20 protein-coding genes and 1 pseudogene are annotated in these 21,597 nt (G+C 65.8%); 16 read left to right on the forward strand and 5 right to left on the reverse strand.

Annotated elements, in window-relative coordinates; translation table 11 throughout:
• Positions 1–2: 2 nt before the first annotated feature.
• The 5 genes from M9955_10635 to M9955_10655 all read right to left on the reverse strand — a co-directional run bounded on the left by M9955_10635 (position 3) and on the right by M9955_10655 (position 4,931).
• Positions 3–1,211 carry an ABC transporter substrate-binding protein gene (locus tag M9955_10635; protein ID MCO5082098.1) on the reverse strand — a complete coding sequence of 403 codons (1,209 nt, stop codon included), beginning with the start codon at positions 1,209–1,211 and terminating at the stop codon, positions 3–5.
• A 72-nt stretch (positions 1,212–1,283) separates the two neighbouring features.
• Entirely contained in the window at positions 1,284–2,315 is a 1,032-nt protein-coding gene (locus M9955_10640; protein ID MCO5082099.1) for a branched-chain amino acid ABC transporter permease, read from the reverse strand.
• Positions 2,316–2,317: 2 nt separating this feature from the next.
• On the reverse strand, positions 2,318–3,199 hold the full coding sequence (locus M9955_10645; GenBank protein ID MCO5082100.1) for a branched-chain amino acid ABC transporter permease: 882 nt from the start codon (positions 3,197–3,199) through the stop codon (positions 2,318–2,320).
• Positions 3,200–3,209: 10 nt separating this feature from the next.
• Positions 3,210–3,992 carry an ABC transporter ATP-binding protein gene (locus M9955_10650; protein MCO5082101.1) on the reverse strand — a complete coding sequence of 261 codons (783 nt, stop codon included), beginning with the start codon at positions 3,990–3,992 and terminating at the stop codon, positions 3,210–3,212.
• A 168-nt stretch (positions 3,993–4,160) separates the two neighbouring features.
• The gene (locus tag M9955_10655) at positions 4,161–4,931 is read right to left on the reverse strand and encodes an enoyl-CoA hydratase-related protein (protein MCO5082102.1); all 771 of its coding nucleotides are present in this window, start codon (positions 4,929–4,931) and stop codon (positions 4,161–4,163) included.
• Positions 4,932–5,101: 170 nt separating this feature from the next.
• Here M9955_10655 and M9955_10660 point away from each other — a divergent pair, with 170 nt between their 5' ends.
• From M9955_10660 to M9955_10735, 16 genes and pseudogenes are all read left to right on the forward strand, one after another.
• Positions 5,102–6,142, forward strand: coding sequence for an MBL fold metallo-hydrolase (locus M9955_10660; GenBank protein ID MCO5082103.1), 1,041 nt, complete (start codon positions 5,102–5,104; stop codon positions 6,140–6,142).
• Between the two features lie 133 nt (positions 6,143–6,275).
• Positions 6,276–7,571 carry an ABC transporter substrate-binding protein gene (locus M9955_10665; GenBank protein ID MCO5082104.1) on the forward strand — a complete coding sequence of 432 codons (1,296 nt, stop codon included), beginning with the start codon at positions 6,276–6,278 and terminating at the stop codon, positions 7,569–7,571.
• A 65-nt stretch (positions 7,572–7,636) separates the two neighbouring features.
• Positions 7,637–7,921, forward strand: a complete 285-nt coding sequence (locus tag M9955_10670; protein MCO5082105.1) for an antitoxin of toxin-antitoxin stability system — start codon at positions 7,637–7,639, stop codon at positions 7,919–7,921.
• Positions 7,918–8,211, forward strand: coding sequence for a type II toxin-antitoxin system RelE/ParE family toxin (locus M9955_10675; GenBank protein MCO5082106.1), 294 nt, complete (start codon positions 7,918–7,920; stop codon positions 8,209–8,211). Before M9955_10670 ends, M9955_10675 begins: the two co-directional genes overlap by 4 nt.
• Positions 8,211–9,092, forward strand: a complete 882-nt coding sequence (locus M9955_10680; GenBank protein MCO5082107.1) for a branched-chain amino acid ABC transporter permease — start codon at positions 8,211–8,213, stop codon at positions 9,090–9,092. The genes M9955_10675 and M9955_10680 overlap by 1 nt, the downstream gene beginning before the upstream one ends.
• Positions 9,089–10,039: a branched-chain amino acid ABC transporter permease gene (locus M9955_10685; GenBank protein ID MCO5082108.1), complete on the forward strand. Its 951-nt coding sequence runs from the start codon at positions 9,089–9,091 to the stop codon at positions 10,037–10,039. The genes M9955_10680 and M9955_10685 overlap by 4 nt, the downstream gene beginning before the upstream one ends.
• Entirely contained in the window at positions 10,036–10,794 is a 759-nt protein-coding gene (locus tag M9955_10690) for an ABC transporter ATP-binding protein (protein MCO5082109.1), read from the forward strand. The genes M9955_10685 and M9955_10690 overlap by 4 nt, the downstream gene beginning before the upstream one ends.
• Complete coding sequence (locus M9955_10695) at positions 10,787–11,494, forward strand: ABC transporter ATP-binding protein (GenBank protein MCO5082110.1); 708 nt, start codon at positions 10,787–10,789, stop codon at positions 11,492–11,494. Before M9955_10690 ends, M9955_10695 begins: the two co-directional genes overlap by 8 nt.
• Positions 11,495–11,851: 357 nt before the next feature.
• Positions 11,852–13,864 (forward strand): hydantoinase/oxoprolinase family protein, encoded by a 2,013-nt coding sequence (locus M9955_10700; GenBank protein MCO5082111.1) that lies wholly within the window; start codon positions 11,852–11,854, stop codon positions 13,862–13,864.
• Positions 13,865–13,962: 98 nt separating this feature from the next.
• A pseudogene (locus M9955_10705) lies at positions 13,963–14,723 on the forward strand (glutaredoxin).
• Positions 14,724–14,841: 118 nt separating this feature from the next.
• Entirely contained in the window at positions 14,842–17,016 is a 2,175-nt protein-coding gene (locus tag M9955_10710; GenBank protein ID MCO5082112.1) for a malate synthase G, read from the forward strand.
• Between the two features lie 34 nt (positions 17,017–17,050).
• Positions 17,051–17,743, forward strand: a complete 693-nt coding sequence (gene tsaB / locus M9955_10715; GenBank protein MCO5082113.1) for a tRNA (adenosine(37)-N6)-threonylcarbamoyltransferase complex dimerization subunit type 1 TsaB — start codon at positions 17,051–17,053, stop codon at positions 17,741–17,743.
• Positions 17,743–18,237, forward strand: a complete 495-nt coding sequence (locus M9955_10720) for a GNAT family N-acetyltransferase (GenBank protein MCO5082114.1) — start codon at positions 17,743–17,745, stop codon at positions 18,235–18,237. The genes tsaB and M9955_10720 overlap by 1 nt, the downstream gene beginning before the upstream one ends.
• Positions 18,238–18,272: 35 nt before the next feature.
• Complete coding sequence (locus M9955_10725) at positions 18,273–19,064, forward strand: 1-acyl-sn-glycerol-3-phosphate acyltransferase (GenBank protein MCO5082115.1); 792 nt, start codon at positions 18,273–18,275, stop codon at positions 19,062–19,064.
• 115 nt (positions 19,065–19,179) lie between these two features.
• Entirely contained in the window at positions 19,180–20,526 is a 1,347-nt protein-coding gene (gene miaB, locus M9955_10730; GenBank protein ID MCO5082116.1) for a tRNA (N6-isopentenyl adenosine(37)-C2)-methylthiotransferase MiaB, read from the forward strand.
• A 72-nt stretch (positions 20,527–20,598) separates the two neighbouring features.
• Positions 20,599–21,591, forward strand: a complete 993-nt coding sequence (locus M9955_10735) for a PhoH family protein (GenBank protein MCO5082117.1) — start codon at positions 20,599–20,601, stop codon at positions 21,589–21,591.
• Positions 21,592–21,597 lie beyond the last annotated feature (6 nt).

The raw sequence follows: 21,597 nt of genomic DNA on the forward strand, positions 1-21,597 counted from the left end.
AATCAGGTCACCTTCATCCAGCCGCTGAGATCCTTGAGGTCCCAGTTGTTGGCTTCGCTGTAGGTGACCAGACGCGCCAGCCCGATCTGCTGGTTGGTGATCGTCACCGGAGAATCGACGATGCCGCCTGTGTCCCAGTCCTTCACGCTGCGCAGCGCCTCGGCGAGATTGTCGCCGTTGACCTCCTTGCCGGCGTCGATGACGATCTCGAAGGCCTTCGTCGCCATCATCGCGCTCATCCAGGCGTCGAGGAAGCCGTCGCGGACATAGCCCGAGAAGTTCGGATAGACCTCCTTGCAGATCGTGCCGAGCGTCTCCATCGTCGGACCGGCCGGCTTGATGGTGTCGTCGTTCCACACCTTGGTCGCGACGAGGCCCTCGGTGACGTCCTTCATCTCCATGAGCTTGGCCCGCTCGCTCTCCCAGATGGTGTTGAGGAACACCACGTCGTCCATGCCGTAGTCGCGCACGAGGCGGATGATCTCCGGCCAGACCGCGTAGGAATAGCCGTGGTGGATGACGTGGGTCGGCTGCGCTTGGCGGATGGCGAGGGCGAAGGCCGAGACGTCGGTTTCCACGAACTTCGTCTGCTGGATGAGCGGCACCTCGATGCCGAGTTCCTTGGCGTAGGCGGCCGCCGCCTCGATGCCGTCTCGGCCCATGCCGGTCGAGGAGTGGACGAAGACGAGGCTTGCCGGATTGGAGCCGGCGGATTTCTTGACGTAGTCGACGAGCATCTTGAGCTGGGCGCCGTAGGTGGCGCCAGGCACGAAGTGATAGGGGAAGTTCTTCTCGTCGGCGAGTTCGGACGCGAAGGAGCCGGACGTCATGAAGATCTTGTTGGTCGAGTTGTTCTCGGGCGAGATCGCCTGGATCATGCCCGTCGACTCTCCGAAGATATAGTCGACACGGCCGGCCGCGAGCGCCTTCTTGAGGTTGGCGACGGCGACGTCGACCTTGAAGGTCGAATCGTTGATCGTCAGGTTGACCTTGCGGCCGCGAATGCCGCCCTGGCTGTTGATCCACTTGGCGTAGGCGGTGAACCCGTCGCCCTGGAACTTGCCGCCCTCGGCGGCCGGACCCGTAAGGTCGCAATGGATGGACCAGTTGAGGTCGTCGGCCGCGGCGGCCGTGCGTATGTTGAAGCCGGTCACGACGCCGGCGGCAGCGGTGGCGCCTGCGGCCTTCAGGAATTTACGTCTGGTAAGCATGTTCTCCTCCACGTTGTGCGACTCTGCGGTCGCGGTTCACGTCATGCCGGCGGACGGCCGGCGCGGTTTTCGTCACGCGTTGCCGCGTGAGAATTTCTGGCGCGCACGCTTCCAGAGCTGCGCTAGCCCGCGCGGCTCCAGGATCAGGAAGCCGACCATCAGCATGCCGAAGATGGTTTCGCGCAGCGGCGTCAGGACCGTCGCAAGATCGTATCCGAGGCTGCTGCCGACGAGCAGCGAACCTTCGCGCAGCAGTTCCGGCAGCAGCGTCATGAATGCCGCGCCGAGTATGGCGCCGAGGATGGAACCCATCCCGCCGACGATGACCGCCGACAGGAAGAACACGGAGAGCAGGAGCCCGAACTGCTCGGGATTCACGAAGCGGTTGAAATAGGCGAGCAGCGCGCCGGCGATGCCCGCGTAGAAGCTGCCGAGCGCGAAGGCCATCAGCTTGTATCCGACGATCTCGACGCCCAGCACCTGGGCGGTGAGATCGCGCTCGCGGATGGCGATGAAGGCGCGGCCGACACGCGAGCGCACGACATTGCTGGCGAAGATGGTGGAAAGCACGACGAAGGCGAGGATGAGATAATAGACGCGCGTCTCGTTGTTGAGCGGATAGCCGAACACCTCCGCCGGCGCGACCGGCAGGCCGACATCGCCATTCGTCACCGACTGCCAGTGCACGAACACGAAATGCAGGATGAACTGCGCCGCGAGCGTCGCGATGACCAGGTAGAGGCCGCGAATGCGCAGCGACGGCAGGCCGAATGCCACGCCGATGACCGCCGCCGAGATGCCGGCGGCCGGAATGGCGATCCAGAACGGCACGCCGAAATAGGTCTGCAGGATCGCGACCGTATAGGCGCCGACACCGACGAAGGCGGCATGCCCCAGCGAGAGCAGCCCCGTATAGCCCATCATGATGTTGAGGCCGTGCGTGGCCACGATGTTGATGCCAAGCAGGCCGGCGAAATAGATCCAGTAGCCCGGCGCCACGAGCGGCAGCGCGGCCAGCGCCGCAACCAGCGCGGCCTTCCAGGCAAGCCGCCCGCTCCGGGATTGCGTCAGCGCCCGCGCCGGTGACGTGTCGACAGCGCTCACCATCAGATCCTCTCGACTTCTCTGCTGCCGAATAGGCCGTTCGGGCGGACCAGGAGCACGATCAGGGCGAGAACATAGGGCGTTATCTCACGGAACTCGGTCGGCAGGACGAGGCCGGTGATCGCCTCCAGCCAGCCGATGATGAAGCCCGAGACGAGAACGCCGCCGATCGAATTGAGACCGCCGAGGATGACCACGGCCAGCACGTTGAGAGCCACGACGCCGAGCTGCGGCGTCAGCGTGTTGACGTTCGCCATCAGCACGCCGCTGATGCAGCCGGTGATGGCCGCGATGACCCAGGTGAAAGCGATGACGCGGCGCACGTCGATGCCCATCGAATAGGCGGTGATGGCGTCCGCCGCCGCCGCGCGCAACGCCACGCCGGCGCGCGAGTAGCGCAGGTAGGCGATCAGCGCCACCACGATGACGACGGCGATGGCGAAGGCCCGCGCCGTCTTGCCCGGCACGAATATGTCGCCGAGCATGAAGGGCGAGCGCGACAGGATAGCGGGGATCTGCATCTCGTTCGGACCCCAGATCATGCCGACGACGCCGCGGATGATTGAGCCGACGCCGAAGGTGACCATGACCACGGCGATGAAGGGCCGTCCCAGCATCGGCCGGATCGCGACACGCTCGATGACGAGCGCTACCGCGATCGAACCGGCCAGCGCCGCGATCAGTCCGAGCACCGGCCCGAGCGCGAAGGTGACCGCGGCGGCATAGAAGAAGTAGGCCGACAGCATCATCATCTCGCCCATGGCGAAGTTGAAGGTGCGCGACGACTTGAAGATCACGATGATGCCGAGCGCGATGAGCGCGTAGACGCCGCCGGCCGCGATGCCGACGATGGAATACTCGACGAACTGCTGGAGCGGGCTCATGTCATCCCCCTCAGGCCGCGTTCTGCGTCGGCTCGTCGGCCGTGCCGAGATATGCCTTGATGACGTCCGGATTGGCGCGCACCTCGTCCGGCGTGCCGGACGCGATGGGCCTGCCGAAGGACAGCACCACGACGTGATCCGAAATGCTCATGACCATGCTCATGTCGTGCTCGATGAGCAGCACGGTGGTGTTCCAGTCCTTTTTCACGCCGAGCACGAAGCGGCTCATTTCGCGCTTCTCCTCGCGGTTCATGCCGGCGACCGGTTCGTCGAGCAGCAGGATCTTCGGCCGCATCACCAGCGCGCGGGCGAGCTCCACGCGCTTCTGCAGTCCGTAGGCGAGGTCTTCCACGTAGTGATGCTTCACATGATCGAGTTCCAGCAGTCCGACAATGTCGCGCTGGATGGCGCGGTCGAGTTCATCCTCCTCGCGGCGCGTCAGCGGCAGCCGCAGGCCGGCGGACAGGATGCCGCTCTTCAGGTTCGTGTGGGCGCCGAGCTTGATGTTGTCGAGCACCGTCATGCCGTGGAACAGCGCAATGTTCTGGAAGGTGCGCGACATGCCGCGATAGGCGCGCGCATGAGGCTTCAGGCCGGAAATGTCCTCGCCGTCGAGGATGACCCTGCCGGCCTGCGGCTTGTAGAAACCCGAGACGACGTTGAACAGGCTGGTCTTGCCGGCGCCGTTGGGTCCGATCACGGCCGTGATCTTGCTCTTGTCGGCGCGAACCGTCACGCCGGACAGCGCCTTCACCCCGCCGAAGGAGAGCTGGATGTCCTCCACAAGAAGCATCAGAGCACCCGTCCCGCGCGCAAGACACGGCTGGAACGCGGCGAACCGCCGGCAATCATCTGTTTCCTCCCTTGGTCGAGGCGGAGCCCGCCGATCGGCCATTTCTCAAACTCTAACAGTTGTTCGAAAGTTTGTCACCACAGATTTCGCAAGTACGGCGAGCGGTTCTCAACTCACTGAAAAGACTGGGTTTCTCTTTTCCAGAAAGGCTGTCATCGCCTCTTTCTTGTCCGCCGTTCCGAACAGCAGATAGGCCGCGCGCCGCTCCAGCATCAGCGCCGTCTCGAGCGGAACATCCATGCCGGCGAGCACCGCCCGCTTGATCTCCGCCACGGCGACCGGCGGCATCGCGGCGACGGACGAGGCGATGGCCACCGCCTCGTCGACGGCCCGGTCATCCTCGACCACCTTGCTCACCAGACCGGCCGAGAACGCCTCGTCTGCGCTCATGGAGGCGCCGGTGAGCAGCATCAGCATGGCGCGATGCTTGCCGATCGCGCGCGTCAGGCGCTGCGTGCCGCCCGCGCCCGGCATGATGCCGAGCTTCACCTCCGGCTGGCCGAAAGTCGCACCTCTTCCGGCCACGATGATGTCGGCGGTCATTGCCGGTTCGCACCCGCCGCCGAGCGCATAGCCGTTCACGGCGGCCACGATCGGCCTGGGGCATTGGCTGATCGCCGCCCAGTTGGCTTCGTCGCCGCGTGCCATCATCCCTGCGGGGTCGGCCTCCGCCATGGCCTTGATGTCGGCTCCTGCGGCGAAGGCGCGGCGATCGCCCGTGACGACGATGGCGCGGCAGTCCGGATCGATCGACAGGGCGAGGAAATGCTCGCGCAGTTCCTCCCGCAATTCGGGGCTCAGCGCATTGCGCGCCTCCGGGCGGTTGAGACGCAGAAGCACGACATGGGCGGCGGGGCGCTCGATGAGTACGTTCGTCAATCCTGCCTCCCCTGATTGCCGATCGCTATTGCGGCGCACGCGAAATTCACGGTTTACGCGATCAAATTCTAACGATAGTTAGATTATAAGCGGGGAAGCGATGTGTCAAAGGTTGTCGCCGGCATCCGGACCCTGTACCTGCCGCGTGGCCGAGGGAGTGAGGACCGATCATGCTCGCGACACACTGGAAGGACCTCCAGTTTCCCTGGAACGATGCTCCCGGGAGCGGCGCGGTGCGCCAAGTCGCGCCGGGGTTGCTGTGGGCGCGCCTGCCGCTGCCCTTCCGTCTCAACCATGTCAACGTATGGCTGATCGACGAGGGCGACGGCTGGACCGTGATCGACACGGGCTGCGCGACGCCTCAGATCATCGCGGTCTGGGAAACGCTTCTGGCCGGCCCGATGCGCGGCGGCCGCGTCACGCGCGTCATCGCGACGCATGGGCATGTCGACCATATCGGCCTGGCCGGCTGGCTTGTGGAGCGCTTCGGCGCGGATTTCACCGGGACCTTCGCAGAATGGGTGTGGGCCCGCGTCACCCATACCAGCGACGTGCCCAACTCCAGCGCGGCCTATCATGCCTATCTCGTGCACAACGGCTTCGACGCGGCAGCAGCGAGGCAACTCGTCGCCAGCCGCCAGCGCTTCATCGACCTTTCGACGCCGCTTCCCGGCTGGATAACCGAAATACGCGACGGCGATACCCTTCCGATGGGCGGCAGGGACTGGCGGGTGATCGTGACGCGCGGCCATGCCTTCGAACATGCCTCGTTCCACGACCCGGTCGGCAACGTACTGATCGCGGGCGACCATCTGCTGCCGAAGATCAGCCCGGTCATCGCCGTCTACGAAATGATCCCGCAGGCCGATCCGCTCGGGGACTATCTCGCATCGTTTCCGCAATTCGACTGCGTCGCCGACGACGCGCTGGTCCTGCCTTCGCACGGGTTGCCCTACCATGGCATTCGTCCGCGCATCGATCAGTTGCGCGAGCATCATCGCCAGCGGCTGGATGCGACGGCGGATTTTCTGCGTAATCCGAAGAGTGCGGTCGAACTCGCCCGCGAAATGTTTCCGCATATAGAAGGGCCGGAGAACATCGGCTTCGCGCTCGGCGAGACGCTGGCGCATGTCAACCGCCTCGTCCGCCAGGGCATCGTGGCGGATATTTCTCCGCGCGGAGCCGGCGCCATCTACCGGACAGTCGGCTGATCGGCCGCGGCTGCGAACGGGCCGTGTCTTGCCCGTTGTTCGCATTGGTGATTTAGTTTCCGTCCGGCGCGGAGAGGTCGCACTTGCGCGACCTCGATGGTCTATGTGTCATCATCACGGACAGGGGGCAGGCATGAGCGAGAAGGCGGGTTTTGCGAAGTCGAGGATCACCAGACGCTCGGCGCTCAAGGGGCTAGGCGCGGCGGCCGCGATCGGCACGGCGCCGGGCTATGTGCGCTATGCCGGCGCGCAGAACAGCGCGCCGATTCGCATCGGCTTCCAGGCGCATCGCACCGGCATCGGCGCCGCCTATGGCCGCTGGTACGAAAAGACGACGATGGCGGCCACGAAGCTGATCAACGATGCCGGCGGCATCAACGGCCGGCCGGTCGAGATCATCACCGAGGACGACGGCACCGATCCGGCGCGCGGCGCGGAAGTGGTCGGCAAGTTCGCCACGCAGCACAAATGCGACGTGGTTTACGGCACGCTGTTCAGCCATGTCGTGATCGGCTCCGCGCCTGCGGCAGGCGAGGCCAAGATCCCCTATTTCGTGGTCAGCGAGGGGCACCACGTCGCCTCGACCAAGCTCAACCGCTACGTCTTCCAGCCTGGCATCACCGACGTGAAGAGCCAGATCCAGGCAATGGCGCCGTGGATCGCCGGAAATGTCGGCAAGAAGGTCACGCAGATCTTCCCCGACTTCGCCTTCGGCTACGATCACCGCGACTACCTGCCGCCGGCGCTCAAGGCGCAGGGCGCCGACGTGATCGCGCAGATCGCCATTCCGCCGACGGAAAGCTCCTTCACCAAGTATTTCCCGCAGATCCCGGCGGATACCGAGGTCCTGTACCATGTGATGGTCGGGCCGGCGGTGCTGACCTTCGTCAAGGAACTCGGCGAATTCTACGGCTCGAACCGGCCGCAACTCTTCGGCTTCATCGATTCGCTGGAGGCCGTCGACATCAACAGCCCGGGCCTCGAATTCCTCGACGGCAGCCATTTCTGGGAAGGTTCACCGCGCTACGCACAGGAGAACGATTCGGAGGCGCAGAAGGCCTATCGCGCCGCCGTCGGCATTGACGACAACGGCGCATCGGTCGACGATCCGAAGGACGTCTCGACCGCTGCCCACATGTTCGGCTGCTGGGAGACGCTCTACGTCATCAAGCAGGCGATGGAAGCCTGCAACTATCAGGGACCGGAGGACCGCGCCAAGCTCGTCGAGGCTACCGAGGTGCTGACCGAGTTCAAGGAGGGCCCTGAGCATCCGCAGGGCGACAAGACTTTCAACGGCAAGATACACCAGTGCTTCGGCCATCAGAACATTTCGAAGGTGGAGGGCGGCAAGCTGAAGGTGGTGCACCGGACCACGATCGAGGACGGCCTCTACGAGCCGGAAGGCGACTACACGACGATGCCCCTGTGACGGCGAACTGGTCAGAAGGATACTGACGACGTATATACGTCGTCAGTATTTGATGGAGCATCGCCATGGCCAAGGAAGCCGTCTTCACCATGAAGCTGGAGCCCGAACTGCGCGAGGCGTTCATGGCGGCTGCGGAAGCCGCCGATCGTCCCGCGTCGCAGATCGTGCGTGAATTCATGCGGGATTTCGTCCAGCAGGATCACGAGTATGTGGAATTTCTGCGGAAGCACGTGGAGCGGGCTCGCGCTGACATTGCCGCTGGACGGGTGCATACGCAAGAGGAGATCGAAGAAGAGGCGAAGCAGCGGGCGGAAAGGCTCGCCAAGCAGGCTGCTGAGCGCGCAGCGTGAGAATTCGATGGACGAGTTCCGCGCGCAGAAATCTGGGTGAGATCGTCGAGTACATAGCGCTGGAGAATCCGGGCGCCGCAATCCGAATGGACTTATTGCTATCCCGAGCGCCGCGCGTTCTGACGCGTTTTCCCTTGATGGGCAAATCCGGTGCGCTGCAAGGCACGCGAGAGCTGCTGCCCCATCCCTCGTATCGTATGGTCTATGCGGTGGGCGTCGACGAAATCGCAATCCTCGCCATCGTCCATACCTCCCGCCAGTGGCCGCCCATTGACGACGAGGGCGCATAATGTCCTTCGGCCCACACCTCCTGCTTGCGTCTCTTGAAGGCCTCGTCACCGCTGCCGTGCTGGCGCTGACCGCGCTCGGCCTGTCGCTCGTGTTCGGCGTCATGCGCGTCGTCAACGTGGCGCATGGCGAGTTCTTCATGCTTGGCGCCGTCATCGCCTGGTGGGTGGCGTCCATGGCCGGCGCGCATCCGGCCGTCGGCTTCGCGCTTGCGCTGGTGGTCGCCCCGCTGGTCGTCGGCGCGATCGCTTTCGCCTCGGAACGGCTGGTGCTGCGGCGGCTCGACTACAATCCGGAAGCGACGATCGTCGCGACCATCGGCCTGCTCTACATCATCCAGCAGGCGGCGCTTTCGCTCTACGGACCGGAAGCCCGCCCGGTTGCGCCACCCTTCAACTACCGCGTGCTCCTGCCCTGGTTCGGATACTCCGGCTACAAGCTCGCCGTGATCGCCGCCGCAATCCTGATCATTCTCGCTACATGGCTCGTGCTGACCCGCACGAAAATCGGCCTCGTCATGCGCGCCACGCAATATGACCGGGAGACGGCGCAGGCCTTCGGCATACCCGTCGGCCGCGTCTATGGCGGCGTTTTCGCGCTCGGCGCGATGCTCGCCGCTGTCGCCGCCGTGCTCATCGTGCCGATCCAGCAGGCGCACTATCTGATGGGCCGCGATCCGCTGCTTCTCTCCTTCATCGTGGTCATCATTGGCGGGCTGGGGTCGCTGCGCGGCACTTTGATCGCGGCATTGCTGATCGGCCTGTCGGACGGCATCATCTCCATGTTCTTCTCGCCGACCCTCGCCAAGATGATCGCGACGCTGGTGGTGGCGCTCGTGCTTGTCTTCCGACCGCAGGGCCTGTTCGGGACGGCCGCCCGATGAACGGCAAGAGTCTCGCCCTGCATGTCGCGGTCGTCGCGCTGCTGTTCGCGCTGAATTTCCTGCTGCCCGACTACCATCACGGCGTGCTGGCGCGCGTCATGGTCTTCGCCGTCTTCGCCATGGGCTACGGGCTGCTGTTCGGCTATGCGGGCCTGCTCAGCCTCGGGCACGCCATGTTCTTCGCCGCCGGCATGTACGGAACCGGGCTTTCCATGTTGCATCTGGGCTGGAGCGCGCCTTTCGGCTTCCTCGGCGGCATCGCGGCCGGAGCGCTGCTCGCGCTCGTCATCGGCCTTCTGGCGCTGCGGACGACCGGCGTCGCCTTCATGATCGTGACGATGATGTTCGCGCAGGTGTTTTATCTGACCATCCTCTATTTCAGCCGATGGACGCGCGGCGACGAAGGTTTCGTCATCGACCGGCAGGCGCGTGTCTTCGATGTTGCCGGCCTTCACCTCGATCTGGCCGATCCGGTGACGCGCTACATGGCCGCCCTAATTCTGTTCACCGTCGTGCTGTTCGTGCTGCTGCGCATCGTATCCTCGCCTTTCGGGCGCGTCCTCGTCGCCATCCGCGAGAACGAGGAACGGACGCGGATGCTGGGCTACGACGTCTTCGCCAACAAGCTTGCGGCGGTCGTGGTGTCGGGAACGATCTGCGCGGCAGCGGGCGCGGCCTACGCGCTGCTGTTCGGCTTTGCCGGCGCGACCTTCGCCTCGGTGCAGTACTCGATCCTGCCGCTGCTCTGGACGCTGCTCGGAGGAGCCGGCACGACGATCGGGCCACTGCTCGGCACGCTGTTCATGTATTATGTCGTCGACGTCACCAGCGGCTACACCAGCGCCTATCTGCTGGTCGTGGGCGCGGCGCTGATCGTGCTGGTGCTGTTCTTCCCCAAGGGCGTGCTCGGCACCGTCCGCGACCGCTGGGCGAGGTGGCTGCCATGATGGGACAAGCCGCCGCTCCGCTGCTGCGTACCACCGGCCTCAGCCGCCATTTCGGCGGGCTGAAGGCCGTCGACGGCGTCGATTTCAGCCTGATGCCCGGCGAGATCCGCGCCATCATCGGGCCGAACGGCGCCGGCAAGACGACCTTCGTCAGCCTGATCTGCGGACGCATCGAGCCCAGCGCCGGCCGTATCGAGTTCGACGGCGAGGACATTACCGATCTGCCGGCGCACCGCCGCGTGCGCAAAGGCATCGCCTATACCTTCCAGATCACCAGCGTCTACGCCAACCTGACCGCCTACGACAATGTCGCGCTCGCCGCGGAACGGGCGCTGCTCGACGCGCCGGGGGAGAAGCGAGGCGCGCGCGTGTTGCGCCAGCACACGCTGGAGGCCTTGCGCCGCACCGGCCTCGAAAGCCGCCGCGACACGCCGGCCGGCACGCTGGCATACGGGCACCAGCGCCTGCTCGAAGTGGCGATGGGGCTTGCGCTGAAGCCGCGTCTCCTGATCCTCGACGAGCCGACGCAGGGGCTGTCGGATGCCGAGATAGCCGACTTTATCGCGCTGGTCCGCGAGATCGCCAGGGACGCCACCGTGCTGCTGATCGAACACAATATGGATGTGGTCATGGCGCTGGCCGACCGCATCTCGGTCTTCGATGCCGGGCGTCTGATCGCGGAAGGGCCGCCGGATGCGATCCGCGCCAACCCCGCCGTCCAGCGCGCCTATCTCGGCGGAGGCGCCGATGACTGACGTGCTGACCGTTTCCGGCCTGAACTGCTTTTACGGCGAGGTGCAGGTGCTGCATGATTTCTCGCTCGGCCTGCGCAAGGGCGAGGTGCTCTGCCTGCTCGGCCGCAACGGCGCCGGCAAGACGACGGCATTGAAGGCGATCATGGGCCTCGTGCCGGCACGCTCCGGCTCGATCCGGCTCGGCGACAGGGAATTGACCGCGCTGCCTGCGCATGAAGTGCCGAGGGCCGGCATCGCCTATGTGCCGCAGGGCCGCCGGCTGTTCGCCGAGATGACCGTGGCGGAAAACATCGAGATCGGCCTGATGGCGCGCGGCAAGGGGTCTGCGACGCGCGATGCTGTGCTCGACCTTTTCCCCGTCCTGCGCGAGCGGCTGAAGCAGCGTTCCGGCACGCTGTCGGGCGGCGAGCAGCAGATGCTCGCCATGGCTCGGGCGCTCTGCGTCGAGCCTCAGGTGCTGCTTCTGGACGAACCGACCGAGGGGCTGATGCCGTCGATGATCGCGAAGATCCGCGAGACGGTGGCGAAGCTGCGCGAACGGGGTGTTTCGACCTTGTTGGTCGAGCAGCGTGTGGACGCGGTGCTGCCCGTCGCCGACCGCGTCGCCTTTATCGAGAACGGCCGCAACCGCGAAACCGCGAATGTGCGGCGGCTGCGCGACGATCCGGATCTGATCCGGCGCTATGTCGGTGTCAGTTGAGTCTGTTTTCGTTCAACAGGCATCAGAAAAACTGTCCGGTTGGCCGGACAGGCTTTCATCGCTGCATGGAAACCGCTTCTCAGCGTGGCTTGATGAGGCCGCTGAGCGGGCCGGTCTTGCGCGGATACCAGTCAAAACAACGTGTCATGTTTCCCCTCCCAATCAGTTTATCGGGATAATTTGAGGCGGATCGGCGGCGCTTGTCAAGCGAACCACTGTACAGGACTGCATCTGTTCGCTGCGCCGTTGGCACCACCGATCATGCAAGGAGCCTCTTCCGCTCGGGCGCATCGGTCGCTATTGCGCGTGACAGGCACGTCCCGCCGGATGCAGCAGTTCCAGCCGAAGAATCCTCCCATGAATGTTTCCGCCGCGTCCTCGCTTTTCCTCGGCATAGATACCGGCGGCACCTATACCGACGCGGTGCTGTGGTCGCAGGAGACGGGCGTGGTGGCGAAGGCGAAATCGCTGACCACCCGGCATGACCTCGCCGTCGGCATTTCCGGCGCCGTCGACGCCGTCCTGAGCAAGGCCAAGGTCGATCCGGGGACCATAAAGCTGGCCTCCATGTCGACGACGCTCGCCACCAATGCGCTGGTGGAAGGACAGGGCGGTCGCGTCGCGCTGGTGATGATCGGCTTCGGTGAGGAGGACCTCGCCCGCGACGGGCTGAAATCGGCGCTTGGCAGCGATCCGGTGATTTTCTGCGCGGGCGGGCACGACGTGCATGGCAACGCCGCCCGGCTGGACCTGTCTCTGCTCGAGGCGGTGCTGCCGGAACTGGCGGGCAGCGTCTCCGGTTTTGCCGTCTGCGCCTATTTCGCCACGCGCAACCCGGCGCACGAAATCGCCGCGCGCGAGCTGATCCGCGAGCGGACGGGTCTGCCGGTGACGGCCAGCCACGAACTGTCCGCAAAGCTCGGCGGACCGCGCCGCGCGCTTACGACGCTGCTCAACGCGCGGCTGATTTCCATGATCGACCGGCTGATCGCCGCGACGGAAGGGTTTCTCGACAGGCGCGCCATCCATGCGCCGCTGATGGTGGTGCGCGGCGACGGGGCGCTGGTTTCCGCTACCTTCGCCCGCCAGCGTCCGATCGAGACCATCCTGTCCGGCCCGGCGGCGAGCCTTGTCGGCGCCCGCCACATGACCGGCCTGGACGATGCCGTGGTGTCGGATATCGGCGGCACGACGACGGATGTCGCCGTGCTGGACAAGGGCCGGCCGCGCCTCGATCCGGAAGGCGCGACCGTCGGCGGCTATCGCACGATGGTCGAGGCGGTGGCGATGCGCACTTTCGGTCTCGGTGGCGATTCCGAGGTGGCGCTGGAGGATGGCGCGCTGAGCCCGAGGATTCTGCTCGGGCCGCGCCGCGTCGTGCCGGTATCGCTTGCCGCCGTCGCGCATGGCGAGGCCGTGACGGAAGTGCTGGAGCGCCAGCTTCGCGCCGCCAATCCGGGGCGCACCGACGGCCGGCTCGTCATGCGCACCGGCGTGCCGGATCGTCTCGCCGCCGGTCTGAGCGCGGCGGAGGCGAGACTTTTCGACCTCGTCACGCCGGCGCCGCAGGCGCTCGACCGTGTGCTCAGTTCCAACGCGCAGATGGCGACGCTCAACCGCCTCGTCGCGCGTGGGCTCGTCCATCTCGTTGGATTCACGCCATCGGACGCGGCGCATACGCTCGGCCGGCAGGCGAACTGGAATGCCGCCGCCGCAAGGCTCGCGGCGGAGCTTTTCGCCCGCCGCCGCGACGGGCGCGGACAGGTGATCGCCGAGACGCCCGAGGCGATCAGCGAGCGCGTGCTGGCGACGCTCACCCGCCTTTCCGCGGAAGTGATCCTCGAAACGGCATTCGAGGAGGACGGGCTGGACGGCGCGGCGACGGTCGCCCATGCGCTGGTGCAAAGGGCGGTAGGCGCGCATCCCGGCATCGCGCGTCTCACCGTCGCTCTCGACCGGCCGGTCATCGGCCTCGGCGCATCGGCCCCATTGCACTATGCGAGCCTCTCGCCGCTGGTCGGCAATCATTGCATCGTGCCGGAAGACACAGACGTCGCCAATGCGCTCGGCGCGGTGGTCGGTCAGGTTCGCGTCTCGGCGGAGGCGACGGTCAGCCAGCCGCAGGAAGGCCTGTTCCGTCTGTCTTCGGACGATCACATCCGCGATTTCCTGGACGAGGACAAGGCTCTGGAAGCCGCGGAGCAGCATGTTCGCGCCCGGGCCATGGAGCGCGCAGTGCTGGCCGGCACCGATACGGCCGAGCTTGCGGTTGTCCGCGACGTCCGCACCGCCACCGTCGAGGGCCAGCGCAAGTTCATCGAGGCGCATATCGTCGCGACCGCCAGCGGCCGGCCACGGATTGCAGTGTGAGGGGATGGCGGGCGCCGCTTCGTGATACTCTCGGGCGGCTTGACCTTCCAGTCACTGGAAACCCTACATGAGGCTCAACCCCGAAAGGAACGTTGACCATGACAGAGTCAAATCCGAAGGCCGCGACGATCTACCGGATGGTGATGCCGGAGCACACCTGCCCGTGGGGCCTGAAGAGCCTCGATCTTTTGAAGCGCAAGGGCTACGCGGTCGATGACCGGTGGCTGCGGACACGCGCGGAAACGGATGCGTTCAAGGCCGAGCACGGCGTGAAGACGACGCCGCAGACCTTCATAGAAGGCAAGCGCATCGGCGGCTACGACGATCTGCGGCGCTTCTTCGGCCTGAAGGTGCACGACCCGGACGCCGTCAGCTACCGGCCCGTCATTGCCGTCTTCGCCGTCGCCGCGCTGATGGCGCTGGCGACGAGCTGGGCGGCGACGGGCAATCTCGCCACCTTGCATGCGGTGGAATGGTTCATCGCATTCGCCATGTGTCTTCTCGCCATGCTGAAGCTGCAGGACGTCGAGAGCTTCTCGGCCATGTTCCTGAACTACGACCTGCTGGCGAAGCGCTACGTGTCCTATTCCTACGTCTATCCCTATGCGGAACTGGCGGCGGGCGTGCTGATGGTGTCCGGCGCGCTGGTCTGGCTGTCCGTCCCGATAGCGCTTTTCATCGGCACGATCGGCGCGGTTTCGGTGTTCAAGGCGGTCTATATCGACCGGCGGGAGCTGAATGCGCCTGCGTCGGCGGTTCCAGCAAGGTGCCGCTGGGCTTCGTCTCGCTGACGGAGAATCTGATGATGGTGGCGATGGCGGTGTGGATGGCCTTCCGCCACCTGCCGGCCGGCATGTGAGCCGGCGTCCCACTGGTCTTGCCGGGCACGAAAGACTTTGTGGTTTCCGACGAATTGACCCGCCGCATCTGTCATGCGAATGGCCGCTGGCCGGAACAAGAGGGAATGGAGAGACTGCATGACGGATCGCATCGAGATCGCCGGGCTGAAGATCGCGCGGGAACTCCATGACTTCATGGCTAACGAGGCGCTGCCGGGCACCGGCATCGGCAATCCCGCCTTCTGGGCGGCCTTCTCCGCCATCGTCCGCGATCTCGCGCCGAAGAACCTCGCGCTGCTGAAGAAACGCGACGACATGCAGGATGCGATCGACAAATGGCATCGCGGCCATCGCGGGCCGATCGACCTCGAAGCCTACAAGGCTTTCCTGAAGGAGATCGGCTACCTGCTCGAGGAAGGGCCCGACTTCAAGGTGACGACGACGAATGTCGATCCCGAAATCGCCACCATCGCCGGGCCACAGCTCGTCGTGCCGGTGATGAACGCCCGCTATGCGCTCAACGCCGCCAATGCGCGGTGGGGCTCGCTCTATGACGCGCTCTACGGCACCGATGCGATTCCCGAGACGGACGGCGCGGAGAAGGGCAAGGGCTACAATCCCGTGCGCGGCGAGAAGGTGATCGCCTGGGCGCGCAAGTTCCTCGACGATGCCGTGCCGCTCGCCTCGGCAAGCTGGAGCGACGCCACGGGCTTCTCGGTCGCCGATGCCGCGCTGCACGTCAGGACCGCAGACGGCAGGACGGTGGGGCTGAAGCGGCCGGAACAGTTTGCCGGCTATCTCGGCGACGCCGCCAGGCCGGAGCAGTTCCTGCTCCGGAACAACGGCATCCATATCGAGATCCTGATCGATCCGACCTCGCCGATCGGCAAGGCGGACATCGCCGACATCTCCGACATCTGGCTGGAATCGGCGATCACCACCATCATGGATTGCGAGGATTCGGTCGCGGCGGTGGACGCCGAGGACAAGGTCGCCGTCTACCGCAACTGGCTCGGCCTGATGAAGGGCGACCTGACGGAAGAGGTTTCCAAGGGCGGCAAGACCTTCACCCGCAAGCTCAACCCGGATCTCGAATACAACGCGCCGGACGGCTCGACCTTCATGGCGCGCTGCCGCTCGCTGATGCTGGTCAGGAATGTCGGCCACCTGATGACCAACCCGGCCATCCTCGACCGCGACGGCAACGAGGTGCCGGAAGGCATCATGGACGCCATGATCACCGGCGCCATCGCGCTGCATGATGTGGGGCCGAACGGCCGCCGCGCCAACTCGCCGGCCGGCTCGGTCTATGTCGTCAAGCCGAAGATGCACGGTCCGGAAGAGGTTGCTTTCGCCGTCGACCTGTTCCGCAGCGTCGAACTGGCGCTCGGCATGCCGGCCAACACGCTCAAGATGGGCATCATGGACGAGGAGCGCCGCACCACGGTGAACCTCAAGGAGTGCATCCGCGCCGCGAAGGAGCGCGTGGTCTTCATCAACACCGGTTTCCTCGACCGCACCGGCGACGAGATCCACACCTCGATGGAAGCTGGACCGATGATCCGCAAGGGCGACATGAAGCAGGCCGCCTGGATCGGGGCCTACGAGAACTGGAACGTCGATATCGGCCTTGCCTGCGGGCTGGAAGGCCGCGCGCAGATCGGCAAGGGCATGTGGGCCATGCCCGACCTGATGGCGGCCATGCTGGAGCAGAAGATCGCCCATCCGAAGGCCGGCGCCAACACCGCCTGGGTGCCGTCTCCCACGGCTGCCACGCTGCACGCCACTCATTATCACAAGGTCGACGTGCATGCGGTGCAGGAGAGCCTGAAGAGCCGGCCGCGCGCCAGGCTGGACGACATATTGTCGGTGCCGGTGGCGCCTCGCCCGAACTGGTCGCCCGAGGACATCCAGAAGGAGCTTGACAACAACTGCCAAGGTATTCTGGGCTATGTCGTGCGCTGGGTCGACCAAGGCGTCGGCTGTTCCAAGGTGCCGGACATCAATGATGTCGCGCTGATGGAGGACCGGGCGACGCTGCGCATCTCCTCCCAGCACATCGCCAACTGGCTGCATCACGGCGTCTGCACCCGCGATCAGGTGATGGAGACGCTGAAGCGCATGGCGACGGTGGTCGACCAGCAGAATGCCGGCGATCCGCTCTATCGCCCGATGGCGCCGGCCTACGATCGCTCCATCGCCTTCCTCGCCGCCCGCGACCTCGTCTTCCTGGGCCGCAAGCAGCCCAGCGGCTACACCGAGCCGGTTCTGCATGCGCGGCGGCTGGAGCTGAAGGCGGCGGCCAAGGCGTAAGCCGCCTCCGGCAGGGAGAGACAAGGCGTCCGTCATGACCCTTCTCGCCATCGATTGCGCCGCCTCGCTCTGTGCTGCCTGCGTCTACGATCAGACGACGGGCAAGACGCTCGGGCGCGAGGTGCGCGATCTCGGCAAGGGCCATGCCGAGCATCTGATGGACGTTATCGCGACGGCGCTGGCGGCGGCCGGCAAGGCCTATGCGGATCTGGACCGCATCGGCGTTTCCGTCGGTCCCGGCTCCTTCACCGGCGTGCGCGTCGGCGTTTCCACCGCGCGCGGTCTGGCGCTGGCGCTGAAAATCCAGGCGGTCGGCGTCACCGCGCTGGAGGCGATCGCGGCCGAGGGTTTTGCGCGGGCGGGCGATGTGGCGCCGGAAAATGTCCTCGCGGCAATCGATGGCGGGCGCGACGGCATCTATATCGGCGTTTACGATCGTTTCGGTTCCGTGCGCTATGATCCTGCCATTGCGACGCTGGAGGAAGCCGCGAGGCTTGCGTCGCGGGAAGGGCTCGCGCTTGCCGGCTCCGCCGCAGGCAAGATCGCGGCGTTGGCGGGAGGTGACGTGCGCATGACCGGTTTCGAGGGCGCGACCGCGGATATCGCCGTCTATGCGCGGCTCGCGGCGGGCAAGGAAATCCCGGACGAAAAGCCGAAGCCGCTCTATCTGCGCGCGCCTGACGCCAAGCCACAGACGGGCTTCGTCCTGCCGAGGCGGCCGTCATGATGCGCCTGCCCTTCGTCGCGACACGGCAGCGGGATTTCATCGTCGAACCGCTGAAACTCGAAGATACCGGCACCATCGCCGAACTGCACAAGGAGGACTTTCGCCGGCCCTGGTCGGATGTGGAGTTCGAGGCGCTGCTGACGCAGGAAACCGTGTTCGGCTATGCCGTGCGCGAGGTTGGCAACGCCCGGCGCGGTCCTGCGGGTTTCGTGCTGGCGCGGCTCGCGGCCGGCGAGGGCGAGATCCTGACGCTCGCGGTGGCGCGCGCCCAGCGGCGGTCGGGGCTCGGCTGGAAGCTGATGGACGCCGTGCTGCGCGAATTGCATTCGGCGCGCGCCGAGGCGCTGTTCCTCGAGGTCGATGAGGGCAACGCGCCGGCCATCGGGCTCTATCGGCGGCTTGGTTTCCGCGAGGTCGGCAGGCGGCCTGCCTATTACGATCACGAGGCGGGCCGGAAATCCGGCGCGCTTGTCATGCGCCGCGATCTTCGCTAGCCGGGTGCTTCGGCAACCGGCTACAGAAGCGCACGATGATCGGCAGGATACGCACAGGGCTTGCGCTGCTGCTGGTCGCAGGCGTCACGATACCGCTTGGACCTGTCCAGTGGCTCGCCATCCGCACCGGCTTTCCCCGGCCCTCGCTGGTGCCGAGGCTCTGGCACCGCGTGGCGTCGCGGGCGCTCGGCATGCGGGTGCGGGTGACGGGCCGTATCGCGACCGATCGCCCCCTGCTTCTGGTCTCGAACCATGTTTCGTGGATCGACATCGTGGCGATCGGCGCGGCGGCCGAGGTCTCCTTCATCGCCAAGTCGGAAATGGCCGGCTGGCCAGTCGCCGGCTGGCTGGCGCGCATGCAGCGCACCGTCTTCGTCGAGCGCGAGCGTCGGCGCAAATCGGGCGAGCAGGCGAACGAGATTGGCAGCCGGCTGCTCGACGGCGACGTGATGGTGCTGTTCGCAGAGGGCACGACCGGCGACGGCAATGCTGTCCTGCCTTTCAAGAGCACACTGTTCGGCGCGGCAAAGATGGCGCTGACGGGCGGCGCGTCCGAGCGCGTCTTCATCCAGCCCATGGCGATCGCCTATACGCGTTTCCACGGCATGCCGATGCAGCGCATCCACCGGCCGATGGCGGCCTGGATCGGCGATGCCGACCTGCTGCCGCATGCAGGCGCGTTGCTGAAGGAAGGCGCCGTCGACGTCGAACTGCGCTTCGGCGAACCGTTCGCTTTCGACGCCGCTTCGGACCGCAAGGCTATTGCTGCGCTCGCGGAGGCCGAAGTCCGTCGGCTCCACGCGGAAGCACTGCGCAATCCGGCGTGAAGCCGGCAGAATCGTCTGTATTCCGTCACCAAATTGCTCTAGAAGCCCGCCAATGGAGTTGAACGACACGATTGCGCCCGGAAGCGAACCGGCAGCCGGTGAAGCCGTCGCGACGATGCGCCCGCCCAAAAAGGTCTTCGTCAAGACCTATGGCTGCCAGATGAACGTTTACGATTCCCAGCGCATGGGCGATGCGCTGGCGGCGGACGGCTATGTCGCGACGGACGCCATCGAGGAAGCCGACCTCGTTCTGCTCAACACCTGCCACATCCGCGAGAAGGCGGCCGAAAAGGTTTATTCGGAACTCGGTCGCATCCGCAAGCTGAAGGTCGAGCGGGCCGGAGCAGGGCTCGAAACCGTGATCGGCGTTGCCGGCTGCGTCGCGCAGGCGGAAGGGCAGGAGATCATCCGTCGCTCGCCGGTGGTCGATCTGGTCATCGGCCCGCAGACCTATCACCGCCTGCCGGACGCCGTGCGCAAGGCAAGGCGCGGCGAGAAGGTGGTCGAGACGGATTACGCCATCGAGGACAAGTTCGAGCATCTGCCGCAGCCGAGGAAGGCGGAGGTCATCAAGCGCGGCGTGACCGCGTTCCTGACGGTGCAGGAGGGCTGCGACAAGTTCTGCACCTTCTGCGTGGTGCCCTATACGCGCGGTTCCGAGGTCTCGCGGCCGGTCTCGCAGATCGTCGCCGAGGCGCGCAAGCTCGCTGAAGCCGGCGTGCGCGAGGTGACGCTGCTCGGCCAGAACGTCAACGCATGGCATGGCGAGGGGCCGGATGGCAGGGAGTGGGGCCTCGGCCGGCTGCTTTTCGCGCTGGCCGAAATCCCCGGCATCGCGCGGCTGCGCTACACGACCAGCCATCCGCGCGACATGGACGACGCGCTGATCGAGGCGCATCGCGATCTGCCGACGCTGATGCCCTACCTGCACCTGCCGGTGCAGGCGGGCTCGGACCGCATCCTGAAGGCGATGAACCGCAAGCATACGGCCGCCGACTATCTGAAGCTCATGGAGCGTATCCGCTCGGTGCGGCCGGACATGGCGCTGTCCGGCGACTTCATCGTCGGTTTCCCCGGCGAGACGGACGCCGATTTCGAGGCGACGCTGGCGCTGGTGCGCGAGGTCGTCTACGCGCAGGCCTTCTCCTTCAAATATTCGCAGCGTCCCGGCACGCCAGGCGCGGATCTTCCCGACCAGGTCGAGGAACGCGTCAAGGACGAGCGCCTCCAGCGGCTCCAGGCGCTGCTGGTCGAGCAGCAGCAGGCTTTCGTCACCGGCATGGTGGGCAAGGAGATCGATCTGCTGATCGACAAGCCGGGGCGGCAGGCGGGGCAGAAGGTAGGCCGGTCGCCCTGGCTCCAGCCGGTGATTGTTGATGAAACGGCCGGCGAAATCGGTGACATTGTACCGGTACGAATCACGAGCGCCGGCTTCAACAGCCTGCATGCCGAGCGCATCTGAATGGCCGCCGACGAGGAGAAGCCTTTGAGCGCCGCTGCCGATCTGAAAAACGTGCCCGCAGGGGCATCGGACATGGCGCACATCGTTCTCACCTTCGACAACAACAGGCTGGCGAGCGCCCTTTACGGCCAGTTCGACGAGAATCTGGCGCGGCTTGAGCAGAAGCTCGGCGTCGATATCCGCCCGCGCGGCAATCAGCTCAACATCCGCGGCAACGCCATCGCCGCCGAACAGGCGCGGCGCGCGCTCGACCACCTCTACGGCATCCTGCAAAAGGGCGCGAACATCGCCCAGTCGGATGTCGACGGCGCCATCCGCATGACGCTCGCCGCCGATGACCAGCTGACGCTGCCGACGCTCGAACGGAAGGGCAAGGTCGCCGCCGCGCAGATCTCGACCCGCAGGCGCACCATCTATGCCCGCTCGCAGAACCAGGACGCCTATATGCGGGCGCTGGAGCGCTCCGAGATGGTGTTCGGCATCGGCCCCGCCGGCACAGGCAAGACCTATCTCGCCGTGGCGCATGCCGCCATGCTGCTCGAACGCGGCATGGTGGAGCGAATCGTGCTGTCACGCCCGGCCGTGGAGGCCGGCGAGCGGCTGGGCTTCCTGCCCGGCGACATGAAGGAGAAGGTCGATCCCTATCTGCGTCCGCTCTACGACGCGCTTTACGACATGATGCCGGCCGACAAGGTGGAGCGCGCCATCGCGGCCGAGGTCATCGAGATCGCGCCGCTCGCCTTCATGCGCGGCCGCACGCTGGCGCATGCCGCTGTCATCCTCGATGAGGCGCAGAACACGACGCCGATGCAGATGAAGATGTTCCTGACGCGTCTCGGCGAGAATTCGCGCATGATCGTGACCGGCGATCCGTCCCAGATCGACCTGCCGCCCAACACCAAGTCGGGACTGGTCGAGGCGTTGCGCATCCTCACCGACATTCCAGGCATCGTCACCGTCCGCTTCAACGAGAAGGACGTGGTGCGCCACCCGCTGGTGGCCGAGATCGTGTCCGCCTACGACCGTGAGGCGAAGCTCGCCCGCGGCGGCGCGGTGGAGAACTGAGCGGAA

The organism is Rhizobiaceae bacterium (genome assembly GCA_023953845.1).
In the GTDB taxonomy this organism is placed as follows: domain Bacteria; phylum Pseudomonadota; class Alphaproteobacteria; order Rhizobiales; family Rhizobiaceae; genus Arvimicrobium.